Genomic DNA, 24,353 nt, shown 5'->3' on the forward strand with positions numbered 1-24,353 from the left:
CGCCGGCCGCATCCCGGGCGGTTACTTCAAGCGCGAAGGCCGCCCGACCGAGAAGGAGACTTTGGTCTCCCGCCTGATCGACCGTCCGATCCGTCCGCTGTTCGTCGATGGCTGGCGCAACGAGACCCAGGTCGTCGTCACCGTGCTGTCGCACGACATGGAAAACGATCCGGACATCCTGGCGCTGATCGCCACCTCGGCGGCGCTGACCATCTCCGGCGCCCCGTTCCAGGGCCCGATCGGTGCCGCCCGCGTCGGCTTCATCAACGATGAATTCGTGCTCAACCCGACCCTCGATGAGATGGCCGACACCCAGCTCGACCTGGTCGTCGCCGGCACCGCCGACGCCGTGCTGATGGTGGAATCGGAAGCCAAGGAGCTGAACGAAGACATCATGCTCGGCGCCGTGATGTTCGGTCACCGCCACTTCCAGCCGGTCATCAAGGCGATCATCGAACTCGCCGAGAAGGCCGCCAAGGAGCCGCGCGAAGTCAAGACCATCGACGACAGCGCGCTCGAAAAGGAAATGCTCGGCCTGGTCGAGACCGAACTGCGTTCGGCCTATGCGATCGCCGTCAAGCAGGACCGCTACGCCGCCGTTGGCGCGGTCAAGCAGAAGGTGATGACGCACTACTTCCCGGAAGGTCAGGAGCCGAAATACGACAAGCTCCGCATCGCCGGCGTGTTCAAGGAACTGGAATCGAAGATCGTTCGCTGGAACATCCTCGACACCAAGAAGCGCATCGAAGGCCGCGACCTGACCACGGTCCGTCCGATCGTCTGCGAAGTCGGCGTGCTGCCGCGCGCCCACGGCTCGGCGCTGTTCACCCGCGGTGAAACCCAGGCGCTGGTGGTCACCACGCTGGGCACCGGCGAGGACGAGCAGTACATCGACTCGCTGTCGGGAACCTACAAAGAGACGTTCCTGCTGCACTACAACTTTCCTCCCTACTCGGTCGGCGAAACCGGCCGCATGGGCGGCACCAAGCGTCGCGAAATCGGCCACGGCAAGCTCGCCTGGCGCGCGATCCATCCGATCCTGCCGGGTCATCACGAATTCCCGTACACGGTGCGTGTGGTCTCCGAGATCACCGAATCGAACGGTTCGTCCTCGATGGCTTCGGTCTGCGGCGCCTCTCTCGCGCTGATGGATGCGGGCGTTCCCCTGAAGCGGCCGACGGCGGGTATCGCCATGGGCCTGATCCTGGAAGGCGAGCGTTTCGCCGTTCTCTCCGACATTCTCGGCGACGAGGATAATCTCGGCGTCATGGACTTCAAGGTGGCCGGCACCGACACCGGCATCACCTCGCTGCAGATGGACATCAAGATCGCAGGGATCACCGAGGAGATCATGAAGGTCGCCCTCGTCCAGGACAAGGACGGACGCATTCACATTCTCGGTGAGATGTCGAAGGCGCTGAACAACGCCCGCGCCGAACTCGGCGAATACGCGCCGCGCATCGAGACGTTCAAGATCCCGACCGACAAGATCCGTGAAGTGATCGGCACCGGCGGCAAGGTGATCCGCGAGATCGTGGAAAAGACCGGCGCCAAGGTCAACATCGACGACGACGGCACCGTCAAGGTGGCGTCCAGCGATGGCGAGTCGATCAAGGCCGCGATCAAGTGGATCAAGTCGATCGCGTCCGACCCGGAACTCAACGCGATCTATGACGGCACCGTCGTCAAGGTCATGGAGTTCGGTGCGTTCGTGAACTTCTTCGGCGCCAAGGACGGTCTCGTCCACATCAGCCAGCTGGCTGGCGGCCGCGTGCAGAAGACCTCCGACGTCGTCAAGGAAGGCGACAAGGTCAAGGTCAAGCTGCTCGGCTTCGACGATCGCGGCAAGACGCGTTTGTCGATGAAGGTCGTCGATCAGGAAACCGGCGAAGACCTCGAAGCCAAGCAGAAGGCCGCCGAAGGCACCGCTGCCGCAGAGTAAATTTCGCACCTTGCGAATGCTGAAAAGGGCGGCCGAAAGGCCGCCCTTTTTGTTAGGCACGTTGCAGAGAACCCGGATCGACAACGCAGCAAACTTGCTGCGTGCAAGCGCGCCCTGCGTCACTTTGCCCGTAGTTGAAACCGGCACGGACTGCGTTGCGTAATTGCTCGCACGACAGCCTTCCTACCCGGCCACACCGCAGCGTAGTTGCCCCGTCCCATTTCCCACGGAGAACTCCATGTCCCAAATGTCCCGCCGTCACCTGATGCTCGCTGCCACCGGCGCCGCCGCGCTCGTCGCCGCGCCAAGGTTTGTCTTCGCGCAGGCCGCAGCGCCCGCGGCTGCAACGCCGTTCACGCTGCCGCCGCTGACCTATCCGGTGGCAGCCCTGGAGCCGCATATCGACGCCAAGACGATGGAGATTCATCACGACAGGCATCACGCGGCCTTCATCGGCAACCTCAACACCTTCGCCAAGGACAATCCGATGATCGCATCGATGTCGCCGGTCGAAGTGCTTGGCAAGCTCAGCGACGTGCCGGAGGCGATCCGCACCGGCGTGCGCAACAACATGGGCGGCCACGCCAACCACTCCATGTTCTGGCAGATCATGGGCCCGAACGGCGGCAAGCCGGAAGGCGACGTGCTGACCGCGATCGACCGCGACCTCGGCGGCATGGAGAAATTCACCACCGACTTCAATGCTGCCGGCGGTCGCCAGTTCGGTTCCGGTTGGGTGTTCGTGACCGTCGACAAGTCAGGCAAGCTGGCGATCGAGAACCGCCCGAACCAGGACAATCCGGCGATGGACGGCAAGCGCGCGCTGATGGGCAACGACGTCTGGGAACACGCTTATTACCTGAACTACCAGAATCGCCGCGCCGACTATCTCAAGGCTTGGTGGAACACGGTGAACTGGAAGGTGATCGGCGAGCGCTACGCTATGGCCAAGGCCGGCACGCTGGGAGTTTAAGCTCCTGCCTCGCCGCCGTCATTGCGAGGAGCCCCTTGCGACGAAGCAATCCAGTCTTTCTTTTTGGCTGCTGGATTGCTTCGCTGCGCTCGCAATGACGGCTGACAGGCTTGTGATGCGCCACGCCGCGAGAGCGGCGTAGCGCGTCGCATCCGGGAAACGATGCCGAGACACCTCACATACATTCCTTCACCACATCGCCCAGCGCTTCAAAGTCCGCCTTGCGTGGTGAGGTCTTGCGGAACGCGAGGCCGATGCTGCGGCCGGGCTGCGGGTTCTCCAGGCGCAGGAATTTCACACGCTGGTCGCGCTGCTCCACATCGGCGGCGATTTGCGGAATCAGAGTGACGCCATAGCCGCTGGCGACCATCTGCATCACCGTGGAGAGGCTCGACGCCGCAAACGCCATACCGCCCGCACCAACGCCGCCGCCGCGCGCCGCGGTCGCACAGAACGCCAGCGCCTGGTCGCGCAGGCAGTGGCCATCCTCGAGCAGGATCAATCTGCTCTGGTCGATATCGCCGGCCCGGATGCGCTGCTCAACAGGCCGCGGATCGTTCGCCGGCACCGCCAGCAAAAACAGATCGTCGAACAGTTTCAGCGCATCGATCTCGGGCTCGCCGAGCGGCAGCGCCAGCATCGCGGCATCCAGCGTGCCGTTCTTGACGTCGTCGACCAATTGCTTCGTCTGGGTCTCGCGCAGTTCCAGCCGCAATTCCGGAAACTGCTTCTGCAGCACCGGCAGAATGCGTGGCAGCAGATAAGGCGCAAGTGACGGAATCACACCCAGCGTCAGCCGGCCGGTCAGCACCCCGCCGCGGTGCCGGGCAAAATCCACCAGGTCGCGCGACGCCGCCAGCACATCCTCGCCGCGCCGTGCCACCTCGCGGCCGACATCGGTCAGCATCACCTCGCCGGGACGCCGCTCCACCACCTTGACGCCGAGCGTACGCTCCAGATCCTTGATCTGCATGGACAGGGCCGGCTGCGTAACGGCACAGGCCTCCGCGGCGCGGCCGAAATGGCCATGCTTGGCGAGCGCGGCGAGATAACGGAGTTGTCGGAGGGTGACCATCTCCCATCAGATAAACTGATCGAAAGGCAAAGACAAATCGACTGGACCTGATGTTAGATTTCTTCCAAGGTGCCGTCACGAACTGCCGCTAAGGTAAGTGCTTGGCTCGTGCTCGGCTTGCCCCGCGATTTTTCAAGCGGCTGAAAATACAGAACTTTTGAATTTTCCGGGCGCGCTCCTGGTAACGACGCGGAATACCGCCGTTGCCGGGCCAGGCGCTTGGATCCACACCACCCGAAGGAGCGACAAATGAACGCGACGACAGAAGATGGCGCCGGCAAATGCCCGGTAAATCATGACTCCAAGGCCGGTCCCGGTGACCGCGGGCCGAAGAGCAAGGGTCGCGGTAACAAGGACTGGTGGCCGGAGCATCTCGATATCGGCGTGCTGCATGCCATCCACCCCTCGGCCGATCCGCTCGGCGGAACGTTCGACTACGCCAAGGAATTCAAGAGCCTCGACCTCGATGCCGTGATCAAGGATCTGCATGCCCTGATGACCGATTCGCAGGAGTGGTGGCCCGCCGACTTCGGTCACTACGGCGGCCTGTTCTTCCGCATGGCCTGGCACAGCGCCGGCACCTACCGCACCACTGACGGCCGTGGCGGCGCCGGTGGTGGCCAGCAGCGCTTCGCACCGCTGAATTCGTGGCCCGACAACGTCAATCTCGACAAGGCGCGCCGCCTGCTGTGGCCGATCAAGCAGAAGTACGGCCAGAAGCTGTCGTGGGCCGATCTCTACGTCCTCACCGGCAACGTCGCGCTGGAATCGATGGGCTTCAAGACTTTCGGCTTCGCCGGTGGCCGCGCCGATACCTGGGAGCCGCAAGAGCTGTACTGGGGCCCGGAAGGCACCTGGCTGGGCGATGAGCGCTACAGCGGCGAGCGCGAACTGGCGGAGCCGCTCGGCGCCGTGCAGATGGGCCTGATCTACGTCAATCCGGAAGGCCCGAACGGCACCCCCGACGCGCTCGCTTCGGCGAAGGACATCCGCGAAACCTTCGCGCGCATGGCGATGAATGACGAAGAAACCGTGGCACTCGTGGCCGGCGGCCATACCTTCGGCAAGACCCACGGCGCAGGCGATCCGTCCTTTGTCGGCGTCAATCCGGAAGGCGGCGCGGTCGAGGACCAGGGCCTGGGCTGGAAGAGCAAGCACGGCACCGGCGTCGGTCGCGACGCGATCGGCAGCGGTCTGGAAGTCACCTGGACGCAGACGCCGACGCAGTGGAGCAACCACTTCTTCGACAACCTGTTCAAGTACGAATGGGAGCTGACCAAGAGCCCGGGCGGCGCACACCAGTGGGTAGCGAAGGATGCCGTGGCCGATATCCCGGATGCGCACGATCCGTCGAAGAAGCAGCTTCCGATGATGCTGACGTCGGATCTCGCGCTGCGCCTTGATCCGATCTACGAGAAGATCTCGCGCCGCTTCTACGAGAACCCTGATCAGTTCGCCGACGCCTTCGCACGCGCCTGGTTCAAGCTGACGCATCGCGACATGGGCCCGGTCGTGCGCTATCTCGGCAAACTGGTGCCACAGGAAACGCTGATCTGGCAGGACCCGATCCCGGCCGTCGATCATGAGCTGATCAATGATGCGGACATCGCCGACCTGAAAGCGAAGATCCTCGCCTCGGGCCTCACGGTGCCGCAGCTGGTCTCGACCGCATGGTCCTCGGCGTCGACGTTCCGCGGCTCCGACAAGCGGGGCGGCGCCAATGGCGCGCGCATCCGTCTGGCGCCGCAGAAGGATTGGGAGGTCAACCAGCCGGCCCAGCTGGCCACCGTGCTTGCGAAGCTCGAAGCTATCCAGAAGGCGTTCGGCAAGAAGGTGTCGATCGCCGACCTGATCGTGCTCGGCGGCGTCGCAGCAGTCGAGAAGGCCGCGAAGGATGCCGGCGTCACCGTCACGGCGCCGTTCACCCCTGGCCGCATGGACGCGTCGCAGGAGCAGACCGACGTGGCGTCGTTCGCGCCGCTGCAGCCGCGCGCCGACGGCTTCCGCAACTATCTGCGGAAGGTCCATCAGTTCATGGAGCCGGAAGAAGCCCTGGTCGATCGTGCGCAGCTGTTGAAGCTGACCGGTCCGGAAATGACGGTGCTGGTCGGTGGCCTGCGCGTCCTCGGCGCCAACGCCGGCGACAGCAAGCACGGCGTCTTCACCGCGAAGCCAGGCACGCTGAGCAACGACTTCTTCGTCAACCTGCTCGACATGGGCACGGTGTGGTCGAAGGCCGCGGGTTCGGAGGACGTGTATGAAGGCCGCGACCGCAAGACCCAGGCGGTGAAGTGGACCGGCACCCGCGTCGACCTGATCTTCGGCTCGCACTCGCAGTTGCGCGCGCTTGCCGAAGTCTATGCCGGCTCCGATGCGAAGCAGAAGTTCGCCCGCGACTTCGTCAAGGCATGGACCAAGGTGATGAACGCCGATCGCTTTGACATCGTGCCCGAGCCGATGCTGCAGGCAGCGGAATAATCTGCGCTACCTGACAAAGCAAGTTGAAGAAGCCCCTGCGAGAAATCGCGGGGGCTTTTTTCTTGCGCCGCACACACTGTCATCGCCCGGTAATCACCGGCTCAATGATGGAGACACGACGCCTGCGTGCACCGGATCCCCGCATCCTCGGGGATGTCGGTGGAGTATGCGGCGGCTTCGGCGGACTCCGTGTGCGCCGCACCCTTGCACCCTCTCGCGAATCTCCGCACAAATGCCGCAAGCATTCAACGGAGCCCTGTCATGATGAAGCTGTACTGGTCGCCTCGCTCCCGTTCGTTCACCGCTTTGTGGCTGATGGAAGAGACCGGCGCGCCCTACGAGCGCGTACTCACCGACATCACCACCGGCGCGCAGCGTTCGCTGGAATTCCTCACCGTCAATCCGATGGGCAAGGTGCCCGCGCTGCAGGATGGCGAAGCCACGATGGCCGAAGCCGCGGCGATCTGCACTTACGTGGCGGAGCGCTACCCCGAGGCTGGTCTCGCCCCGCCGCTCGGCGATGTGCACCGTGCAAAATATCTGTACTGGCTGTTTTTCGCACCGAGCTGCATCGAGCCGGCGATCGCGCAGCTCGCCGCCAAATTCGAAATGAACTCGGTCGCGGCCGGCTGGGGCGATGCCAAGCGCGTGTTCGACGTGCTGGAAGCAGCGCTGGAGGATGGCCCGTGGATCCTCGGCGACACATTCTCCGCTGCCGACATTGCCATCGGCTCAAGCCTGAACTTCGCCGTGCGCCAGTTCAAGATGATCTCGCCACGACCGTCGTTCGATCGCTACCTCGACCGCTGCCAAGCGCGCCCGGCGTTCCAGCGCGCGGCACTGATGGCGGCGGGGGAGAAAGTGTAGTTCAGAGGCGTTTCCGCGCATACCCTGTCATCGCCCGGCTTGACCGGGCGACCCAGTACATGCAGACGCCTGCGCTTCACGACGGGCGACGCCGAATACTGGGTCCCCCGCTTTCGCGGGGGATGACACTGGAGACTGAGGCCCTGCAGCCCGCCTGTGCCGGCTGGAGCAACGACTATTCCGCCACATCCGCCTTCAGCGTGTCGGGATGCGGCATCGAGATGATATTGTAGCCGGAATCCACATAATGGATCTCGCCGGTGACGCCGCCGGACAGCTTCGTCAGCAAGTACGCGTCGCTTACGGCCACATCGGCCTATAGCTCAACCTTTATCGCGTCGATAGCGCGCGCAGAAACGACATCACGAGTGCGGCGCCAGAAAATGAATTTTGCATCGGTCGTTGCCAAGCGGTATTTGCCGACAACGTTTAAGCCGCCATCGAGAACTGCAAAATACGCATGGTCGAACGGCTCATGCTGAGTTTCAAAGCAAATGAAAGCAGTCGATCCCAAGCGCGTCTCCTCACTAACGAAGCTATTACTCTCGTAGGTTGGAAGCGAGAAGCCATAGTTAGGAATGGACAGAAACGGACCAACTTCGACGGCGAACTCCAATGATCGAATGACGATCGACCGGTAGACGGCCTCAGACATCTCGTCCCAGTCGTGATATGCGTCGGGTTCTCGCCAAGCTATTCTGGCCCTTTCGAGGGTCGGAATCAGCCCTTGGAGAGCATCGCGGAACAGCCTCATGATCGTCCGTCGATGTTGCCCAAAGCGCGCCGGGCTGCATAACAGCCTCCACTAGTCTGAAGCTCCGCTGAAATTATCACGTCTGACGAATTACTCTGCCGCGTCGGCCTTCAGCGCGTCGGGATGCGGCATCGAGATGATGTTGTAGCCGGAGTCCACATAATGGATCTCGCCGGTGACGCCGCCGGACAGGTCCGACAACAGATACAGCGCGGTACCGCCGAGTTCATCGAGCGTGACGCCGCGGCCGAGCGGCGAATGCTTCTGCTGGAACGCAAACATCGCGCGCGAATCGCCGATGCCGGCGCCGGCCAGCGTGCGGACCGGGCCCGCGGAAACCGCATTGACGCGGATGCCCTGGCGACCGAAGTCGACGGCGAGATAGCGCGTGCTGGCTTCCAGCGCGGCCTTGGCAACGCCCATCACATTGTAGTTCGGCATCACCCGTGTCGAGCCACCGAACGTCAGCGTGATCATTGCACCGCCGGGCTTCATCATCTCCGCAGCGCGCTTGGCCACCTCGGTGAAGGAGAAGCAGGAGATCACCATGGTGCGCGAGAAGTTTGCGCGCGTGGTGTCGGCGTAGCGGCCCTTCAATTCGTTCTTGTCGGAAAAGCCGATGGCGTGGACTAGGAAGTCGAGGCCGCCCCACTTTTCCTTCAGCGTCGCGAATACCGCGTCGACGCTGTCGATGTCCTCGACGTCGCAGGGCAGCACCAGTTCGGACTTCAGTGATTCCGCCAGCGGCCGTACGCGCTTGCCGAGGCCTTCGCCCTGATAGGTGAAGGCCAATTCGGCGCCCTGCGCCGACAGCGCCTTGGCGATGCCCCATGCGATCGAATGATCATTGGCGACGCCCATGATCAGACCGCGCTTGCCCTGCATCAATCCCTGCATCTTTATCGCTCTCTAATTTTTACCGTCCTCACCCCAGCCGGAACGCAATTGCGTTCCGGCTGGGGGCGCGCGCCCTTGCGCGCGTCTCGAAGGATGGGCCGAACATCTCATGGTTCGAGACGGCGCTGAAGAAGCGCCTCCTCACCATGAGGGCATTGTGGCAATGGAGAACACCTCTCCCCGCACGTGCGGGGAGAGGTTAAAAAACTCACGCATCCATGCGCTTGAAGACCAGCGTGGCGTTGGTGCCGCCGAAGCCGAACGAGTTCGACAACACGGCGCCGACCTTCACGTTGTCGATGCGCTTGCGCACGATCGGCATGTCGGCAAATACCGGATCTAGCTCGGTGATGTTACCGCTCTCGCAGATGAAGCCGTTCTGCATCATCAAGAGCGAATAGATTGCCTCCTGCACCCCGGTAGCGCCCAGCGAATGGCCGGTCAGCGCCTTGGTGGCGGAGATCGGCGGGCACTTCTCGCCGGTGCCGAACACCTTGCGGATCGCCTGCATTTCCGGCGGATCGCCGGCCGGCGTCGAAGTCGCGTGCGGGTTGATGTAGTCGATCTTGATGCCGCCGGTGGTGGCCAGCGCCATCTTCATGCAGCGCTCGGCGCCTTCGCCGGACGGAGCGACCATGTCGTAGCCGTCCGAGGTGGCGCCGTAGCCGATGATCTCGCCGTAAATCTTTGCGCCGCGGGCTTTGGCGTGCTCGTATTCTTCCAGCACGACCACACCGGCGCCGCCGGCGATGACGAAGCCGTCGCGGCTGACGTCATACGGACGCGAAGCGGTCGAGGGGGTATCGTTGTACTTCGACGACATGGCGCCCATCGCGTCGAACAGCACCGACAGCGACCAGTCGAGTTCTTCGCAGCCGCCGGCGAACACGATGTCCTGCTTGCCCCACTGGATCATCTCGTAACCGTTGCCGATGCAATGGTTGGAGGTCGCGCAGGCCGAGGAGATCGAGTAGTTGACGCCCTTGATCTTGAACCAGGTGGCGAGCGTTGCGGAGGCCGTCGAGGACATCGCCTTCGGCACGGCAAACGGACCGACGCGCTTCGGACCCTTGGTGCGGGTGATGTCGGCCGCTTCGACGATGGTGCGCGCGGAAGGACCACCCGAGCCCATGATGATGCCGGTGCGCTCGTTGGAAACATCCGACGGCTCGAGACCGGAATCCAGGATCGCCTGGTCCATCGCGACGTGATTCCACGCCGCGCCTTCGCCGAGGAAGCGCATCGCGCGGCGATCGATGATCTCCGACGCGTTCAGCGTCGGCGCGCCCTGCACCTGCGAGCGGAAGCCGAGCTCCGCATACTTGTCGGCGCGCGTAATGCCAGACTTCGCCTCATGGAGGCTCGCAAGCACTTCCTGAGTGTTGTTTCCGATAGATGAGACAATGCCCATCCCCGTGACGACAACCCGCCTCATGATCGCCTCGCCCTCTAAAAATTAGTGTTGTTGACTGGCCGTCGCCCGGTCGGAGACGGCCGTTGTTGCAGCGCTGACTAGACTACGTTCCCGGCTGCAATGCGGCGGACGCATCCTGCTTGAACAGTCCAACCTTCAGATCCTTGGCGCGATAGATAATCTCGCCATCGGCCGAAAGCGAGCCGTCGGCAATGCCCAGCCACAGCTTTGAACGCATCACCCGCTTCATATCGATGGTGTACACAACCTTCTTGATATTCGGCAGAACCTGGCCGGAAAACTTGAGCTCGCCAAGGCCGAGCGCGCGGCCGGGGCCGATGCCACCGGACCAGCCGAGGAAGAAGCCGACCATCTGCCACATGGCATCGAGGCCGAGGCAACCCGGCATCACCGGATCGCCCTTGAAGTGGCAGGCGAAGAACCAGAGGTCAGGATTGACGTCGAGTTCGGCGCGAATGAGGCCCTTGCCATATTGGCCGCCGGTTTCGGAGATTTCCACGATACGGTCGAACATCAGCATCGGCGGCAGCGGCAACTGGGCGTTGCCCGGGCCGAACAACTCGCCGCGGCCACATGCCAGCAGGTCCTCGTATTCGTAGCTGCTGCGCTTGTCCTGAATCATGCCTGGCTTTCCAAGGTCGTCATTTCGACTGCGAATCGGGCCGGGACGGTCAGAACACGCAGAATTGTTTCAAATCAGGCCGTTATTTTCCGGACCCGCCGCGCGCTCTTATCATAGGCTTATCAGGCGGCAAAGCGGCTGTTTCGACGGCGTAACGACCGCCTCGCCCGGCCGCTTCAGGCCCGGACCAGCTGCCCGCTCCACGCATGGCTCCAGTTGCGAAAACATTGCATCTAAACCCATAGCTCTCTATAAAGGTGGGAGTAGAGCTATGTGTTTGCGTGTGTGTTGGACGCCGAACGGCAGGGATTCTGACGTGGAAATGAGTGACGTCGCTTCGAATATCAGTGATGACGCAGCTACGGTTGCGGAAATCGGTCGTGGCCGCCAGCCAGCGCTGACCGGTTGCCCGTGGCACGACGTCAACGAAATGCTGCAGTCGGTGGGCCTGCGTCCGACCCGTCAGCGCATGGCGCTGGGCTGGCTGTTGTTCGGCAAAGGCGCGCGCCATCTCACCGCTGAAATGCTCTACGAGGAAGCCACCCTCGCCAAGGTCCCGGTATCGCTCGCCACCGTCTACAACACCCTGAACCAGCTTACTGATTCCGGCCTGCTGCGTCAGGTGAGCGTCGACGGCACCAAGACGTACTTCGATACCAACGTCACTGCGCATCACCATTATTACCTCGAGAACAACCACGAGCTGGTCGACATTCCCGATCCGCACATGGTGCTGCAGAAGATGCCCGACGTCCCCGAGGGCTACGAAATCAGCCGCATCGACATGGTTGTCCGGCTGCGCAAGAAGCGCTGAGCTTCATTGTCGTCCCGGCGAACGCCGGGACCCATAAACACCGTCATCTGTAATTTGACGCTGTGGTCGCGGAGATTCATCGCGTCTGCACGGCGTATGGATCCCTGTGTAGTTGGGATCTGTCATGATGGGTGCTGGCGGTATGCCCCGTTGGATCCCTGGTTGAGAACACCGTGAGCCGGCTCGGCAGCCGCCCGCTTCGCGATCACCCCCGCCTGAACAGTTGACCGAGGCCGTCTGCGGCGGACCTGGCAGCACGGGGACAGGCATCATGAAGATACATCCTGGCTTCGTCGGAATCGATATCTCCAAGGACTTTCTTGACGTCTTCAACGGCAGCGTTGGCGCAGTCCGCCGCGTCGATAACCGGCCGGAAGCGATCGATCGCCTGATCGCAGGCTGGGCCGGCAACGACGTATTCGTATTGTTCGAGGCCACCGGCCACTATGACAAGGCCCTGCGTCAGGCTCTGAGTGCAGCCGGCATCGCCTTCGCCCGCGTCAATCCGGCACGGGCGCGTGACTTCGCCCGCGCCGCCGGTTTCCTGGCCAAGACGGATGCCATCAATGCGGGGATGTTGGCCGGGATGGCCCAATGCCTGCGCCCAGGCACCGACAGCGCGGCCGATCCCGCGCGCGAACAGCTGGCCGAACTGCATAAACGCCGCGACCAGCTTGTCGCCTGTCGCAAGCAGGAACGCACCCGCCTCAAAGGGGACGGCGCTGATCTGGCCGCCAGCCTGACGGCCCACATTGCTTGGCTCGATGAGGCCGTGCGCGACTTCGACCGGCGGATCGCCACCCTGATCACCGAGCAGCATGCCCTGCAGAACGCGCAGCGCCTGATGCATTCGGTGCCGGGCATCGGCCCGGTCTGCTCGGCTACGCTGCTGGCGCTGATGCCGGAACTTGGCTCACGCGCGCCCAAGGCCATCGCGGCGTTGGCTGGACTTGCGCCGTTCAACACCGACAGCGGCAAGTTCCGCGGCGTCCGGCGCATCCACGGCGGGAGACGCAGGGTCCGCGAGGCGCTCTACATGGCGGCGGTTTCCGCCACCCGAACGAAGTCGCGCTTGGCTCAAGCCTACCGGGCCCTGCGCGAGGCCGGAAAGCCTGCCAAGGTTGCGCTCATTGCCGTCGCCAGAAAACTGCTACTCACCCTCAACGCCATCATCAGAGAGCAGCAGCCCTTCCACGCCTGACGCCTAAATTACAGTTGCCGGATCGGCGCTCGCTGGTCCGGAACAACAAGAAGAAGCAACTATCCAAATAAAATGGCCGGGATTGCTCCCGGCCATTTTCGTTCATGTCACACCACTTAGCGACGCGGCGGAGCGGTGCCCGGGGGCGGCGGCGGCAGCGAGGCCGTGCCGCCGTTCAACAACGGCGTGATGTTGCGAATGGTGACGCGGCGATTCTGACGCTCCGCCTGTTCGGTCGGAATCTTCAGATACTGCTCGCCATAACCCTGCGACGTCAGATTTTCCGCCGGCACCTGGAATTGCTGGGTCAGCAACTGGGCCGCCGATTCGGCGCGGCGATCCGACAGCGACAGGTTGTCGATGTCCGAGCCGACCGCATCGGTGTGGCCCTCGATCAGGAACACCAGCCGCGGATTACGCGAGATCGCCCTGTTGAGGCCATCCGCGATCACCTGCAGCTTCGAAGCCTGGTCCGGCGGGATCTCCCACGAACCAAGATCGAAGTTGATGGTGTCCAGATCGATCGACGGCATGCGCTGACGAACCCCCTGGCTGTAGCGGATTTCATCGAGCGAGTAGCGGCGATCGATGCGTTCCACCGGCGGCGCCAGCAACGTGTCGTAGATCAGTTCGGGCGACGCCTGATCGTAGTCGACGATGTAGCGGTTCTGCGGAATCCGGAGCACCGGCGGCGGCAGATCGACATAGAAGCCGCCCGCACCGCGCGGACCGCGGAACGAGTTGTCGATGATCACGATCTCCTGGCCGCCGCGATCCCTGCGAATACGGCGCAGCAACTGGCCATCGCGGCCAACCACCGTAATGATCTCCGAGCCGTCGGGACGGACCACGATGGTGCGGCTTTCATCGCCTACCTGCTGGGTGCGGATGTCACGCGCGCCGTAGCGGAAGCGATCAACCTCGTTGTGGCGGATGAACGATTGCCCGCTCGGATCCTGGATGATGATGCGGCCGGGCTCGGTGAACACCCGGCGACCACCGACATCGCTCTCGCGACGCTGACCGCGGAAGTCGTCCATGCGCTGCGGACCCGGTGCCAGAGCACCCAGCGCGATCGGCGCCAGAGCGGCAGCCAGCGGCGGAGCTGCCGGAATCGGTGCGCTGATCGTCGGCGGCGGACGACGCTGACCTGCGATGCCCGTGCCGGGCGGCAAATTGCCCGGAGCCGGAGCGATCTGTCCGCCCTGCACGCCTGGAGCAACGGGGGTGCCCGGAGCCGGTGGTGCGCCAGGAGCCGGCGGCGCAGCCGGTGCACCTGCTGGCGCACCGGGGGCTGTCGGGACAGCACCCTGACCGTTCGGGCGAGCTGGACCACCCGGGCCGCGACGCTCGCCGGGCACACCAACCGGCGCACCGCCAGCAGGCGGCGCAGCCGGAGCAACAACAGGCGGGGTAGGAGCAACGGGAGACGCTGCGCCAGGCGCGGGTGCAGCCGGCACGGTTGCAGCGGGTGGCGTCACGGGAGCCTGACGCGCGGCCGGCGGCGTGGCCGCGCCAGGAACGGGAGCAGGCGTGATCGTCGGAGCAACACGCCCGGCGGGCGGTGTAGCCCCGGGCTCACGGCGCTCGGGACGGCCGGCGGGTGCCCCCGGCGCAACAGGTGCTGCAACCGGCGGTGCGGCGGGCGGCGTCGGCCGGGCGGCGGGAGCGGCTGCCGGAGGTGTGGGTGGCGTTGGACGCGGAGCAGGCGGCGCAGGACGCGGCGGCGGAGGTGCAGCCGCCGGAGGCGCTGGCGGCGGTGCAGGACGTGCAGCAGGGGGCGGCGCGGCGGCAGGCGGCGCGGCTGGACGTGCCGGCGCAGCCGCCGGAGGAGCGGCAGGAGCCGGTCGCGGACCGGCAGGGGCAGCCCCGGGCGGCGGGCCCTTCCGCTCGCCCTTCGGGGCAGCCTTCGGATCGCCCTCGGGGGCGGGCGCTGCCTGGGCGACAACAAACGATGCGCCACTCTCCAGTGCGTGAGAAGCAGGCGCTGTAAACTGCGCAACGCTGAGCGTTGTCGTGGCCAGCAGCAAAAGACGAAGCTTGGTCATGGTGATTCTGAATCCCCCGGAAGAATTTTCAACAGACGTTGTTGGCCGAACGGCGACGACACGATCAACTGATATCCGTTGGGCCGGATTGTGGCGACCCGCAAGACGCAGCAGCGTTATATTTTCGATGGCACGATGACCCGAACGCGCTTCATTCACTTCGCGTTCAGGCCATGATCGGTCGCGCGCTACATAATGGGCGACGGCGGCATGTCCGGCTGTCCCGGATTCACATCCGGCCCGGTCGGCAATTCTTCCGGCGAATAGCCTGGGAGTTCGTCGGGCTGCTGTGGTGCATCCGGCTCGTGTACCGGCGTCGGAATCTCCGGCCGGGGACTGCCCGGCGGACTTTCCTGCGGCGGCTCGGCCGGCTGACCCGGCTTGACAGGAGGATCCTCGACAGGTCCGAGCGGCATCAGATCGTTACCTTGCGGTTGGTGCCGACATCCGGCCGCGTACCGGTGACGGCCGCTGCAGCCATCTTCACGTAGCTGATCACCGTCCCCGGCGAATCCCAGAACTCTACCTCATCCGGCGTGAACTTCAGCACACGGATATTGGGATCCTCCGCGCTGTCCCACCACGCCTTGGCGGGCGTCGAAAACAATTCCCTGATCTTGGCGCGATCGTTGGAAACAGCCATTTTCCCGCTTACGGAAACGAACTTCACGGCGCCTGCATCGGCAAACGACAGGTTTACATCGGGATCGGCGGCGATCTCTTCATCCTTGTGATGGCGTGCGTCGGTGAGAAAGAAGATCGTGTTGGCGTCGCGGTCGAGATAGGACGACATCGGGCGGGAATGCAGCTTTTCGCCGTCGCGCGTCACCATCATCGCAAAGCCGATCTTCTTCATCAGCTCCCAACTGCGATCGATATCGCGGGCATTGTCATTGGCCATGTTTCTCTCCTGTGCGTTGCAGAGTTAACGACATGGGCGCAGCGATGTTCCCAGGCGGAAAGTTTGACAGCCGTACGGGAACCCCGCATCAAGGTACTTTCAGGGAGAGTTTCGATGCCTGTCGCCTATTGGTGCATTCTGGTCGCCGCGCTGCTGCCGCTCGTTCTTGCCGGATATTCAAAGTCTGGTTCACGCGACAACAACACGCCGCGCGATAGTGCCGAAAAACTCTCCGGCCCGAAGCGCCGCGCCTATGCGGCGCACCAGAACGCCTATGAGAACTTCGCGTTCTTCGCCGTGGCGGTCATTGCGGCGCTGAACTTCGGCGCTACCACCAGCACTGTGAACCTGCTGGCGCTGCTCTACATCGCCTTCCGTATCGCACACGCCCTTCTGTATATCGCCGACAAGGCCAGCCTGCGCTCCGCCGCCTACGGCCTCGCGCTGATCGCCAACATCGCGATCTTCGTGCTGCCGGCGTTCAAGTAGCTCGCAGCCTATCAGGCCCCCGCCGCTTTGCGGCCGCGGAGGAACCGACCAAGCAGCTTGCGCTTGCTCTTGCGCGGCACCAGTTCGATGTCGCTAACCAGCTTGGCGCCGCCCTTGCGGCGCTCCAGCACGATCTTGCGGCTGTGAAACGCCTCTAGCTCTTCACGATGCGCGACGGACACCACAGTGGCGTTGGGCAGTTCCTCGGTGAGCAACTGCATCATCTTGTCCTGGCTCTTGGCGTCGAGCGCCGAGGTCGCTTCATCCAGCACGATGATATCGGGGTTGTGCAGAAACAGTCGCGCGAAAGCGAGCCGCTGCTTCTCGCCGCCTGACAGCGTCTGGTCCCACGGCGCGTCTTCCTCGATCTTCTCCTTGAGATGGCCGAGCCCGACCTTTTCGAGCGCGATGCCGATCTCTTCCACGCTCCAGTCTTCGGCCGCGGCCGGATAGGCGGCAGCGCGCCGCAAGGTGCCGGACGGCACGTAAGGCCGTTGCGGCAGCATGAACAGCCGACGGTCGGGGTGGAAATTGATGCTGCCACTGCCCCACGGCCACAGACCTGCGATGGCGCGCACCAGCGTGCTCTTGCCGGTGCCGCTCTCACCGGCCACCAGCAGCCGTTCGCCGGGTTCGATCTTGACCTCGGTGTCCCCCACCACGGCAGTGCCATCGTCGAGCGTCACCGACAGATCATGCAGGCCGAGCGCGGTGTCGCCGGTCGTTTCGCCGCGGGTGATCCGCCCGATGCCGTCGCCGCGCTCGGCGCGCTCGAGCCCGTCGAGCGACATCATCAGCGAGGCGATGCGGCGTGCGCAGGCATTCCAGTCGGCCAGCCGCGGATAATTGTCGACCAGCCAGCCGAACGCCGCCTGCACGATGGTGAAGGCAGAGGCCGCCTGCATCACCTGACCCAGCGACATGCTGCCGTCGAGAAATTTTGGCGCGCACAACAATATCGGCACGACCGGCGCGATCAGGCTTGAGCCCTGCGACACCAACGTGGTGCGCATATGCTGATGCGCGAGCCGCGCCCATTGCTTCAACACGTTGCCGAAGGTGCGGTCGATGCCGGCGCGCTCCTCCTCCTCGCCGCCGAGCAGCGCGATGCTCTCGCCGTTCTCGCGAACCCGCGTCAGCACGTAGCGATACTCCGCCTCGGCCTGGTTCTTGTCTTCCGAGGTCTGCACGAAAGCGCGCCCGATCACCATGATCGAGCCCGAGGCGATCGCCGCATAGAGCACCGCGGCGATCACCAGGAAGCCCGGAATGGTGATGACGGAACCGAAGGCATTCAGCGTCAGCGCGCCACCGATAGTCCACAACACGACGATGAAAGTGGTCGCCGAGAGAAATGCAGAGACCACGCCGGAGGCGAAGTCGATCGGCGAATCGGTGGCGACGCGCAGATCCTCCGCTATCCGGAATTCGGGATTCTGATGATCGCCACCGACCAGATTGAGTTGGTAGTAGCGGCCTGAGGCCAGCCAGCGCGATATCACGGAATTGGTCAGCCACGCCCGCCAGCGGCGCTGCAACCACATCCGCACATAGACCTGGCCGACACCGAGCAGCACGCTGCCGATCGCCAGCGGAAAGAACACGCCGGTAAGATGCCAGACGCTGGCCCCGTCGCGCTTTTCGATGGCGTCGAAGATCGCGCGATTCCAGATGTTGATGCCGTACTGGAAGCCGACATTGGTGACGATCAGCAGCAGCAACCCGATCGAGAATGCCCAGGCCAGTTTATCGCCATTGGCGCCCCAAAAACCCTTGGCGCTGATCCAGAACCGCGTCAGCAGATAGTCCTTGCGCGCCTCTTCGGCTTCCTCCGCGGAAAGTTCGGGGTCGGGCTCGACCAGTTCCGGCGGCGGCGGGTCAACCTGTTTGCCCGTCTCGGCGACGATCTCGACGATCGGGCTTCGGGAAGCGGCGGATTCGGCGGATTCGGCGGATTCGGCGGCACCTGATTTATTCATATCGCCATAACGCGAGAGAAATCAAAAGGTTCCATCGGGTTCTCGGGTTTCGCGCGCGCTACGACTTCGCTCGCCCCGGAATGACAGAGGGCGCCTCAGGATGACGGCCGTGCTTGTTGAGCACCCGCGACAACTGCTCGACCGAATACGGTTTCTGCAGCAGTTCGAATCCAAAGGTGCCGTTCTCGGCCAGGGCGTGGCTGTAGCCGGAGGTCAGCACCACCGGGAGGTCGGCATAGAGCTTGCGTATCTGCTGCGCCATTTCGATGCCGGTCATGCCGGGCATCACGACATCGGAGAACACCACGTCGTAACGCGCCGCTTGTCGCGCCAGCTCCGTCAGCGCGTCTGTGGCGTTCGACTTGAGCACGGTGACGTAGCCGAATTCGCCGAGCGCGTCGGTCGCGCGCACCACGATGGTGAGGCGGCCTGCGCCATGCATCGCGTCGCGGGCATTGACCGCGATGTTGATCAGCGCGGTCTCGAACTGGCCGGCATCGGCCGTCCACGTGGCAAATGCAAACAGCGCAACGGGAAAGGTCAGCGACGCGGCCATCATCCATTGCAGGAGTTTGAGCGAGTCTTGCTGCGCTGTTTTCGCAGCCCCTGCCTGGGGTCGGCGCGAGCCGAGCCCTATCGGAGGCAGGTACAAAGTTTGTCAGGGGGCGCGATCCGGCCGGCTGCGCGGACGTCGGTCGGGGCCGATAATGACCAAGTAACAGAAGCTCGCGTCACGAACGCGTGAGCGGTGTTACGAAACCAGTAGCTGATCCGAATAGGTTGCTGGAGACCACGGCCAACGGCGCCACGTGCGCACGCCTGTGGACTTGATGAACCTCATAACCGGAGCTTTGATATGACGACTTCACCTCACGACGATCAGAATTCAGCGTCGACCGAGCCGCCGGCCGGCCTGAACCGCCGCAACCTGTTCGGCGTCGCCGCCGGCGTTGCGGCATTGGCCGCATTTGGTATCACCGAGGCCCCGGCGCAGAAGGCCGCGGAGAAAGCCGGCGTCAAGAACATCGTGCTGGTGCATGGCGCGTGGGCCGACGGTTCGTGCTGGTCGGACGTAATCCCGCTGCTGCAAGCCCGGGGCTTCAACGTCACCGCGGTACAAAATCCGCTGACCTCGCTGGCAGACGATGTCGCGGCGACCAAACGCGTGCTCGCTATGCAGGATGGTCCGACCGTGCTGGTCGGGCATTCCTATGCAGGCATGGTGATCACCGAGGCGGGCGTCGACCCGAAGGTCATTTCGCTGGTCTATCTGGCGGCGCGCGCGCCCGATGCCGACGAGGACTTCAACGCACTCGCCGCGACCTATCCGACGGCGCCGGTGCGCGCCGGCATCCAGAAGCACGACGGCTATCTGTGGCTGTCGGAGGACGCTTTCGTGAGGCATTTCGCCGGCGACGTCCCGGCCAAGCGCGCGCGAGTTCTCTACGCCACGCAGCAACCGGTTTCGGAGACGCTGTTTGCCGGCAAGACTACCGTCGCCGCGTGGCGTTCGAAACCGTCGTTCTACGCGGTATCGGGTAACGACCAGACCACCACGCCTGACCTCGAACGTTTTCTGGCCAAGCGCATGAAAGCGACCACAATCGAACTGCCGTCGAGTCATGTCTCAATGATCTCGCATCCCAAGGAAATCACCGCGCTCATCGTGCAGGCGTCAAAGGTGTAATCGCGTCACCTTGCTTTCCTCTCCGCGCCCCGCGAAGCAAAGCTTCGCCAGGTGGGGAGAGGTCAAGAAAAGAACTACGCCGCCGCGTTCATCTGCGAGCGAAAAGCCCACTTCGTAAAGTGCTGTTCGATCCCCGCGAACACCGCGTACATCAGCACACCCTCGAACGCGAGCAGCAGCAGCGCGGCGTAGACATTGGCCATGCGGAACGAGGCGCCTTCCAGCGCGATCAGATAGCCCAGTCCTGCATTGGCGCCGAGCGTCTCCGACACCACGGTGCCGACGAAGGCCAGCGTGATCGCGACCTTCAGCGAGCCAAAGAAATACGGCAACGCGCGGGGAATGCCGACCTTGAGCATGATGTCGAGCTTGCCGGCGCCGAGTGCCCGCAGCACGTCCTCAAGTTCAGGCTCGGTGGTCGCCAGACCAGTGGCGATGTTGACCACGATCGGGAAGAACGAGATCAGGAATGCGGTGATGATCGCGGGCACCTCGCCGATACCGAACCACAGGATCAGCAGCGGCACGATGGCGACCTTCGGAATCGTGTTGAAGCCGATCATCACCGGATAAAGCCCGCGATAGATCGCGCGCGACCATCCGACCACGAGACCCAGAATGACGCCGAAACCGACCGCCAGCGCGAAGCCGACCATCGTGACCCACAGCGTGACCCAGGAATGATAGAGGAACACCTTCCAGTACTTGAACATCGCGGCGAAGGCCGCTGACGGCGGCTGCAGCACCGAGCTGTTGACCTTGAAGATGATGCACGACACTTCCCAGATCAGGAAGATGGCGACCGTGAAGATCCAGGGCGAGAGCTTTTCGAGGGTGCGGGAGTTCATGACTGGCGAACCTCCGCGATCTTCATGCGCAGCTCCATCACGATATCGCCAAACTCCTTGTCATAGGTGACCTTGAGATCACGCGGGCGTGGAATGTCCACCGGCTTGATCTGCACGATGTGACCGGGCCGCGCGCTCATGACGTAGATGTTGTCGGCAAGAAACGCCGCCTCGCGCAGATCGTGGGTCACCAGAATGACGGTGAAGCCCAGACGCTGCCAGAGGTCGCGCAGGACGCACCACAGCTCCTCGCGCGTAAACGCATCGAGCGCGGCGAAGGGTTCGTCCAGCATCAGCAGCGCGGGTTCGTGGATCAGCGAACGGCACAGCGAGACGCGCTGCTGCATGCCGCCGGACAACTCCCAGGGGAAGCGGTCGCCGAAGCCGGCAAGACCCACCGTCGCCAGCAGCTTCTCGGCCATCGCCCGGAATTCCGCCTTCTTGGCGCGGAACTGCGAACGGTGCGGCTCGACGATCTCCAGCGGCAGCAGCACGTTGTCGATCACCTTGCGCCACGGCAGCATATTGGCGTTCTGGAACGCCATGCCGGCCATCTTCACCGGCCCCGTCACTTCCTTGCCATCGATGGCGATGGTGCCTGCGGTCGGCTTGTGCAGGCCGGTGACGAGCCGCATCAACGTCGACTTGCCGCAGCCGGAAGGCCCGACCACGGCGGCAAACTCGCCACGCTGAATTTTCAGCGTGGCATCCTGGAGGGCGACAATGTCCCCGGAGGCGCCGCGGTATTTCAGCGTGACGCCGTTGATGTCTACGAACGCTTCCATGCGCGGTGATCCGTTCCCCGCGTCGCTCAGAACTTCCGCTCGGCTGCCGGTGGCAGGTACTGCGAGGTGAACAGGTCGGAGCCCTTCGGCCTGGCCGCCTTGAACTCATAGGTGACGGCGATCTGCTCGATGGCGTCATCCATGCGCTTGTCGTCGACACCGCCGACGCCGTTGGCCTTGGCCCACGGGGTAGCGATATTGTCCTTCAGCGACATCTTCAGGCGCGCCAGCTCGATCTTCTCATCGGCCGTCTCATTGCGCTTCATCACCGATTTGATGGCGGCGTCGGGATCCTTGATGGTGTCGATGATGCCCTTGATGGTGGCGCGAACGAAGCCGGCAACGACCTTCGGATTGGCCTTGGCGAATTCCGGGTTCACCATGATGGCGTTGCCGTACAGCACGATGCCGTAGTCCGACATCAGCATCACCTTGATGTCCTTCTCGGCGATGCCCTTGGACATCAGGTTGAAGTAGGACGAGAACGAGAAGCCGGTGATGGCGTCGACCTTGCCGTCGGCGAGCATCGGCTCGCGCACGGGAAAGCCGACATTCTCGATCTTGACCTTGCTGTCGTCGAACTTGTTTTCCTTCACGAAGGCCTTCCATTGCGCGAAGGCGCCGTCGGGGGCCGGCGCGCCGAGGATCTTGCCTTCGAGGTCCTTCGGGCCGTTGATGCCCGACTTGGCGAGGCTGACGATCGAGAACGGCGGACGGTCATAGACCATCAGTACGCCCTTGACGTCCTTGTCCGGATTCTGGTCGCGGAAGCGGGCCAGCGAATTGATGTCGAAGAAGCCGATCGGATAGGTGCCTGCCGCAACGCGCGCGATGCCGGCGACCGAGCCCGGTCCGGAGTCGACGGTGACGTTGAGGTCTTCGGCCTTGTAGTAGCCCTTGTCGATGGCGACGAAATACGGCGCGGACGGACCTTCGAATTTCCAGTCGAGCGCGAATTTCAGATCAGTTTCGGCGCTGGCCGACATGGCGGATGCGGCGAGCAATGCGCCAGCGAGTGCGGTCAAACCCAACTTGCGAAACATATCAAAAGTCCCCTGTGGTGGCGCTGCAGGCTAGCTAGCACGCAGCGTGCCATTTCGACTTTGATCTGGAACATGCGGCGGCACGTCGCACCGGCGGCGTCCGGGCTGCCTGATTTGCATGCGGAGACTGGGCCGGCCTCTCGCTGCTTGCGACAAGAGCGGGCATATTCCGCGGCTCGAGCGCAGCCGTCGTGGTCGGCTGAAAGCCCGACCTTCAGTTTTTGATTAATTTTTGAACGATTGATGAAAATGAGGGCACTGGCCATTGCCTCGATTGTTGGCGTTTACACCAGCGGTGGCGATCGAGAGCGCTGGGCGACGCGGGCCGGATCGTCGAAGGAAGCGACCTGGGCGTCAGTGCCGGAGGCGACGCCCCCGAACGGGTCGAGACCAGGTTCGGGGACGATATCTAGCAGGTGGAAAATGCGGGCGTCAGATCTGACGCTCGACCATCTTCAGCTTGAGCTCGGCGATGGCTTCGGAGGGGTTCAGCCCCTTCGGACAGGCCTTGGCGCAGTTCATGATCGTGTGGCAGCGATACAGCCGGAACGGATCCTCGAGATTGTCGAGGCGCTCGCCGGTGGCTTCGTCGCGCGAATCCTTGACCCAACGCGTCGCCTGCAGCAACGCGGCGGGGCCGAGGAAGCGGTCGCTGTTCCACCAGTAGCTCGGGCACGAGGTCGAGCAGCAGGCGCACAGGATGCATTCGTAGAGGCCATCGAGCTTGGTGCGATCCTCGTGGCTCTGCTTCCATTCCTTCTGCGGGGTCGGCGTGGTGGTCTTCAGCCACGGCTCGATCGACGCATACTGGGCGTAGAAATTGGTGAGATCCGGCACCAGATCCTTCACCACCGGCTGATGCGGCAGTGGGTTGACCTTCACGGCGCCGTCCTTCACGTCGTCCATCGCCATGGTGCAGGCCAGCGTGTTCTGGCCGTCGATGTTCATGGCGCAGGAGCCGCAAACGCCTTCGCGGCAGGAGCGTCGGAAGGTCAGCGTCGGATCGATGTTGTTCTTGATCCAGATCAGGCCGTCGAGAACCATCGGGCCGCAATCGTTGGTATCGATGTGATAGGTATCGACGCCGGGGTTCTTGCCGTCATCCGGATTCCAGCGATAGACGCGAAACTCGCGCGTCTGCGTCGCGCCGGCCGGCTTCGGCCATTCCTTGCCGCCGGTGATCTTTGAATTCTTCGGAAGTGCGAACTCAGCCATATTCTCAAGCCTTCGCTGTCAGCATCAATACACCCGCGCTTTCGGCGGGATGTACTGCACATCATTGGTCATCGTGTAGTCGTGCACCGGACGGTACTTGATAACGGTTTTTCCGCCCCCGTCGAGCCACGCCAGCGTGAGATTCATCCAGTTGACGAAGTCGCGCCCCGAGAAGTCCTCGCGGGCAAGGGCGCCGCGGCGTACGGTGCGGTTCGCTGCCGAATCCATGGTGACGACGGCCTGAACGATCAGGTTGTCGAATTCCAGGGTCTCGATCAGATCCGAATTCCAGGTCAGCGA

General features: G+C 63.4%; 22 protein-coding genes and 3 pseudogenes. 9 read left to right on the top strand and 16 right to left on the bottom strand.

Annotated elements, in window-relative coordinates; genetic code table 11:
- Nucleotides 1–1,942: polyribonucleotide nucleotidyltransferase (gene pnp, locus JWQ24_RS24500; RefSeq protein ID WP_299813787.1), on the top strand; the 1,942-nt coding region annotated here is incomplete at its 5' end.
- 238 nt (nucleotides 1,943–2,180) lie between these two features.
- Nucleotides 2,181–2,915 (top strand): superoxide dismutase, encoded by a 735-nt coding sequence (locus JWQ24_RS24505; protein WP_299813790.1) that lies wholly within the window; start codon nucleotides 2,181–2,183, stop codon nucleotides 2,913–2,915.
- 175 nt (nucleotides 2,916–3,090) lie between these two features.
- On the opposite strand, the gene JWQ24_RS24510 is transcribed toward JWQ24_RS24505, so the two are convergent.
- Nucleotides 3,091–3,990, bottom strand: a complete 900-nt coding sequence (locus JWQ24_RS24510; protein WP_299813793.1) for a LysR substrate-binding domain-containing protein — start codon at nucleotides 3,988–3,990, stop codon at nucleotides 3,091–3,093.
- Nucleotides 3,991–4,239: 249 nt separating this feature from the next.
- Here JWQ24_RS24510 and katG point away from each other — a divergent pair, with 249 nt between their 5' ends.
- Nucleotides 4,240–6,468, top strand: coding sequence for a catalase/peroxidase HPI (katG, locus tag JWQ24_RS24515; RefSeq protein WP_299813796.1), 2,229 nt, complete (start codon nucleotides 4,240–4,242; stop codon nucleotides 6,466–6,468).
- A gap of 261 nt (nucleotides 6,469–6,729) precedes the next feature.
- Nucleotides 6,730–7,335 (top strand): glutathione S-transferase family protein, encoded by a 606-nt coding sequence (locus JWQ24_RS24520; protein ID WP_299813798.1) that lies wholly within the window; start codon nucleotides 6,730–6,732, stop codon nucleotides 7,333–7,335.
- 175 nt (nucleotides 7,336–7,510) lie between these two features.
- On the opposite strand, the pseudogene JWQ24_RS24525 reads toward JWQ24_RS24520, so the two are convergent.
- From JWQ24_RS24525 to fabA, 5 genes and pseudogenes are all read right to left on the bottom strand, one after another.
- Nucleotides 7,511–7,627: pseudogene (locus JWQ24_RS24525) on the bottom strand (enoyl-[acyl-carrier-protein] reductase FabI); the annotation flags it as partial.
- Between the two features lie 24 nt (nucleotides 7,628–7,651).
- Nucleotides 7,652–8,089 carry a hypothetical protein gene (locus JWQ24_RS24530; RefSeq protein WP_299813803.1) on the bottom strand — a complete coding sequence of 146 codons (438 nt, stop codon included), beginning with the start codon at nucleotides 8,087–8,089 and terminating at the stop codon, nucleotides 7,652–7,654.
- Between the two features lie 90 nt (nucleotides 8,090–8,179).
- Nucleotides 8,180–8,986 carry an enoyl-ACP reductase FabI gene (gene fabI / locus JWQ24_RS24535; RefSeq protein ID WP_299813805.1) on the bottom strand — a complete coding sequence of 269 codons (807 nt, stop codon included), beginning with the start codon at nucleotides 8,984–8,986 and terminating at the stop codon, nucleotides 8,180–8,182.
- A 208-nt stretch (nucleotides 8,987–9,194) separates the two neighbouring features.
- Nucleotides 9,195–10,421: a beta-ketoacyl-ACP synthase I gene (fabB, locus tag JWQ24_RS24540; RefSeq protein ID WP_299813808.1), complete on the bottom strand. Its 1,227-nt coding sequence runs from the start codon at nucleotides 10,419–10,421 to the stop codon at nucleotides 9,195–9,197.
- 82 nt (nucleotides 10,422–10,503) lie between these two features.
- Entirely contained in the window at nucleotides 10,504–11,040 is a 537-nt protein-coding gene (gene fabA / locus JWQ24_RS24545) for a 3-hydroxyacyl-[acyl-carrier-protein] dehydratase FabA (protein ID WP_299813846.1), read from the bottom strand.
- A 325-nt stretch (nucleotides 11,041–11,365) separates the two neighbouring features.
- On the opposite strand from fabA, the gene irrA reads away from it, so the two are divergent.
- Nucleotides 11,366–11,857 carry an iron response transcriptional regulator IrrA gene (irrA, locus tag JWQ24_RS24550; protein WP_299813849.1) on the top strand — a complete coding sequence of 164 codons (492 nt, stop codon included), beginning with the start codon at nucleotides 11,366–11,368 and terminating at the stop codon, nucleotides 11,855–11,857.
- Nucleotides 11,858–12,128: 271 nt separating this feature from the next.
- On the top strand, nucleotides 12,129–13,058 hold the full coding sequence (locus JWQ24_RS24555; RefSeq protein ID WP_299813811.1) for an IS110 family transposase: 930 nt from the start codon (nucleotides 12,129–12,131) through the stop codon (nucleotides 13,056–13,058).
- Between the two features lie 116 nt (nucleotides 13,059–13,174).
- Here the strand turns inward: JWQ24_RS24555 and JWQ24_RS28630 are convergent, their stop codons facing one another.
- On the bottom strand, nucleotides 13,175–14,269 hold the full coding sequence (locus tag JWQ24_RS28630; protein ID WP_366521464.1) for an OmpA family protein: 1,095 nt from the start codon (nucleotides 14,267–14,269) through the stop codon (nucleotides 13,175–13,177).
- Nucleotides 14,270–14,679: 410 nt separating this feature from the next.
- On the opposite strand from JWQ24_RS28630, the gene JWQ24_RS28635 reads away from it, so the two are divergent.
- Entirely contained in the window at nucleotides 14,680–15,051 is a 372-nt protein-coding gene (locus JWQ24_RS28635) for a hypothetical protein (protein WP_366521465.1), read from the top strand.
- A gap of 243 nt (nucleotides 15,052–15,294) precedes the next feature.
- Here the strand turns inward: JWQ24_RS28635 and JWQ24_RS24565 are convergent, their stop codons facing one another.
- The gene (locus tag JWQ24_RS24565; RefSeq protein WP_299813817.1) at nucleotides 15,295–15,522 is read right to left on the bottom strand and encodes a hypothetical protein; all 228 of its coding nucleotides are present in this window, start codon (nucleotides 15,520–15,522) and stop codon (nucleotides 15,295–15,297) included.
- Nucleotides 15,522–16,007 carry a pyridoxamine 5'-phosphate oxidase family protein gene (locus JWQ24_RS24570; RefSeq protein ID WP_299813820.1) on the bottom strand — a complete coding sequence of 162 codons (486 nt, stop codon included), beginning with the start codon at nucleotides 16,005–16,007 and terminating at the stop codon, nucleotides 15,522–15,524. The genes JWQ24_RS24565 and JWQ24_RS24570 overlap by 1 nt, the downstream gene beginning before the upstream one ends.
- Nucleotides 16,008–16,121: 114 nt before the next feature.
- On the opposite strand from JWQ24_RS24570, the gene JWQ24_RS24575 reads away from it, so the two are divergent.
- Nucleotides 16,122–16,496, top strand: coding sequence for an MAPEG family protein (locus JWQ24_RS24575; protein WP_299813823.1), 375 nt, complete (start codon nucleotides 16,122–16,124; stop codon nucleotides 16,494–16,496).
- An 11-nt stretch (nucleotides 16,497–16,507) separates the two neighbouring features.
- Here the strand turns inward: JWQ24_RS24575 and JWQ24_RS24580 are convergent, their stop codons facing one another.
- Together JWQ24_RS24580 and JWQ24_RS24585 are read right to left on the bottom strand one after the other, a co-directional pair.
- Complete coding sequence (locus tag JWQ24_RS24580) at nucleotides 16,508–18,475, bottom strand: ABC transporter ATP-binding protein/permease (RefSeq protein ID WP_299813828.1); 1,968 nt, start codon at nucleotides 18,473–18,475, stop codon at nucleotides 16,508–16,510.
- Between the two features lie 58 nt (nucleotides 18,476–18,533).
- Nucleotides 18,534–18,869: pseudogene (locus JWQ24_RS24585) on the bottom strand (response regulator); the annotation flags it as partial.
- Nucleotides 18,870–19,331: 462 nt separating this feature from the next.
- Between JWQ24_RS24585 and JWQ24_RS24590 the strand changes: the two are divergent.
- Nucleotides 19,332–20,162, top strand: a complete 831-nt coding sequence (locus JWQ24_RS24590; RefSeq protein WP_299813831.1) for an alpha/beta hydrolase — start codon at nucleotides 19,332–19,334, stop codon at nucleotides 20,160–20,162.
- A 74-nt stretch (nucleotides 20,163–20,236) separates the two neighbouring features.
- Here JWQ24_RS24590 and JWQ24_RS24595 read toward each other — a convergent pair whose 3' ends face one another.
- The 5 genes and pseudogenes from JWQ24_RS24595 to JWQ24_RS24615 all read right to left on the bottom strand — a co-directional run.
- The gene (locus tag JWQ24_RS24595; protein WP_299813834.1) at nucleotides 20,237–21,010 is read right to left on the bottom strand and encodes an ABC transporter permease; all 774 of its coding nucleotides are present in this window, start codon (nucleotides 21,008–21,010) and stop codon (nucleotides 20,237–20,239) included.
- Nucleotides 21,007–21,795, bottom strand: a complete 789-nt coding sequence (locus JWQ24_RS24600) for an ABC transporter ATP-binding protein (RefSeq protein WP_299813839.1) — start codon at nucleotides 21,793–21,795, stop codon at nucleotides 21,007–21,009. Before JWQ24_RS24600 ends, JWQ24_RS24595 begins: the two co-directional genes overlap by 4 nt.
- 26 nt (nucleotides 21,796–21,821) lie before the next feature.
- A complete protein-coding gene (locus tag JWQ24_RS24605; RefSeq protein WP_299813842.1) occupies nucleotides 21,822–22,838 on the bottom strand; it encodes an ABC transporter substrate-binding protein in 1,017 nt (338 codons plus the stop codon).
- 432 nt (nucleotides 22,839–23,270) lie between these two features.
- Nucleotides 23,271–24,053 (bottom strand): succinate dehydrogenase iron-sulfur subunit, encoded by a 783-nt coding sequence (locus JWQ24_RS24610; RefSeq protein WP_299813844.1) that lies wholly within the window; start codon nucleotides 24,051–24,053, stop codon nucleotides 23,271–23,273.
- A gap of 24 nt (nucleotides 24,054–24,077) precedes the next feature.
- Nucleotides 24,078–24,353 (bottom strand): annotated as a pseudogene (locus JWQ24_RS24615) (succinate dehydrogenase/fumarate reductase flavoprotein subunit); the annotation flags it as partial.

It is taken from the genome of Tardiphaga sp. (genome assembly GCF_028290495.1).
Classification (GTDB): domain Bacteria; phylum Pseudomonadota; class Alphaproteobacteria; order Rhizobiales; family Xanthobacteraceae; genus Tardiphaga.

Excerpts from the sequence above, each read along its gene's own strand:
- JWQ24_RS24505 (WP_299813790.1), top strand. The coding sequence starts at position 2,181 with ATGTCCCAAATGTCCCGCCGTCACCTGATGCTCGCTGCCACCGGCGCC.
- JWQ24_RS24510 (WP_299813793.1), bottom strand. The coding sequence starts at position 3,990 with ATGGTCACCCTCCGACAACTCCGTTATCTCGCCGCGCTCGCCAAGCAT.
- katG (WP_299813796.1), top strand. The coding sequence starts at position 4,240 with ATGAACGCGACGACAGAAGATGGCGCCGGCAAATGCCCGGTAAATCAT.
- JWQ24_RS24520 (WP_299813798.1), top strand. The coding sequence starts at position 6,730 with ATGATGAAGCTGTACTGGTCGCCTCGCTCCCGTTCGTTCACCGCTTTG.
- JWQ24_RS24530 (WP_299813803.1), bottom strand. The coding sequence starts at position 8,089 with ATGAGGCTGTTCCGCGATGCTCTCCAAGGGCTGATTCCGACCCTCGAA.
- fabI (WP_299813805.1), bottom strand. The coding sequence starts at position 8,986 with ATGCAGGGATTGATGCAGGGCAAGCGCGGTCTGATCATGGGCGTCGCC.
- fabB (WP_299813808.1), bottom strand. The coding sequence starts at position 10,421 with ATGAGGCGGGTTGTCGTCACGGGGATGGGCATTGTCTCATCTATCGGA.
- irrA (WP_299813849.1), top strand. The coding sequence starts at position 11,366 with ATGAGTGACGTCGCTTCGAATATCAGTGATGACGCAGCTACGGTTGCG.
- JWQ24_RS24555 (WP_299813811.1), top strand. The coding sequence starts at position 12,129 with ATGAAGATACATCCTGGCTTCGTCGGAATCGATATCTCCAAGGACTTT.
- JWQ24_RS24565 (WP_299813817.1), bottom strand. The coding sequence starts at position 15,522 with ATGCCGCTCGGACCTGTCGAGGATCCTCCTGTCAAGCCGGGTCAGCCG.
- JWQ24_RS24570 (WP_299813820.1), bottom strand. The coding sequence starts at position 16,007 with ATGGCCAATGACAATGCCCGCGATATCGATCGCAGTTGGGAGCTGATG.
- JWQ24_RS24575 (WP_299813823.1), top strand. The coding sequence starts at position 16,122 with ATGCCTGTCGCCTATTGGTGCATTCTGGTCGCCGCGCTGCTGCCGCTC.
- JWQ24_RS24580 (WP_299813828.1), bottom strand. The coding sequence starts at position 18,475 with ATGAATAAATCAGGTGCCGCCGAATCCGCCGAATCCGCCGAATCCGCC.
- JWQ24_RS24590 (WP_299813831.1), top strand. The coding sequence starts at position 19,332 with ATGACGACTTCACCTCACGACGATCAGAATTCAGCGTCGACCGAGCCG.
- JWQ24_RS24595 (WP_299813834.1), bottom strand. The coding sequence starts at position 21,010 with ATGAACTCCCGCACCCTCGAAAAGCTCTCGCCCTGGATCTTCACGGTC.
- JWQ24_RS24600 (WP_299813839.1), bottom strand. The coding sequence starts at position 21,795 with ATGGAAGCGTTCGTAGACATCAACGGCGTCACGCTGAAATACCGCGGC.
- JWQ24_RS24605 (WP_299813842.1), bottom strand. The coding sequence starts at position 22,838 with ATGTTTCGCAAGTTGGGTTTGACCGCACTCGCTGGCGCATTGCTCGCC.
- JWQ24_RS24610 (WP_299813844.1), bottom strand. The coding sequence starts at position 24,053 with ATGGCTGAGTTCGCACTTCCGAAGAATTCAAAGATCACCGGCGGCAAG.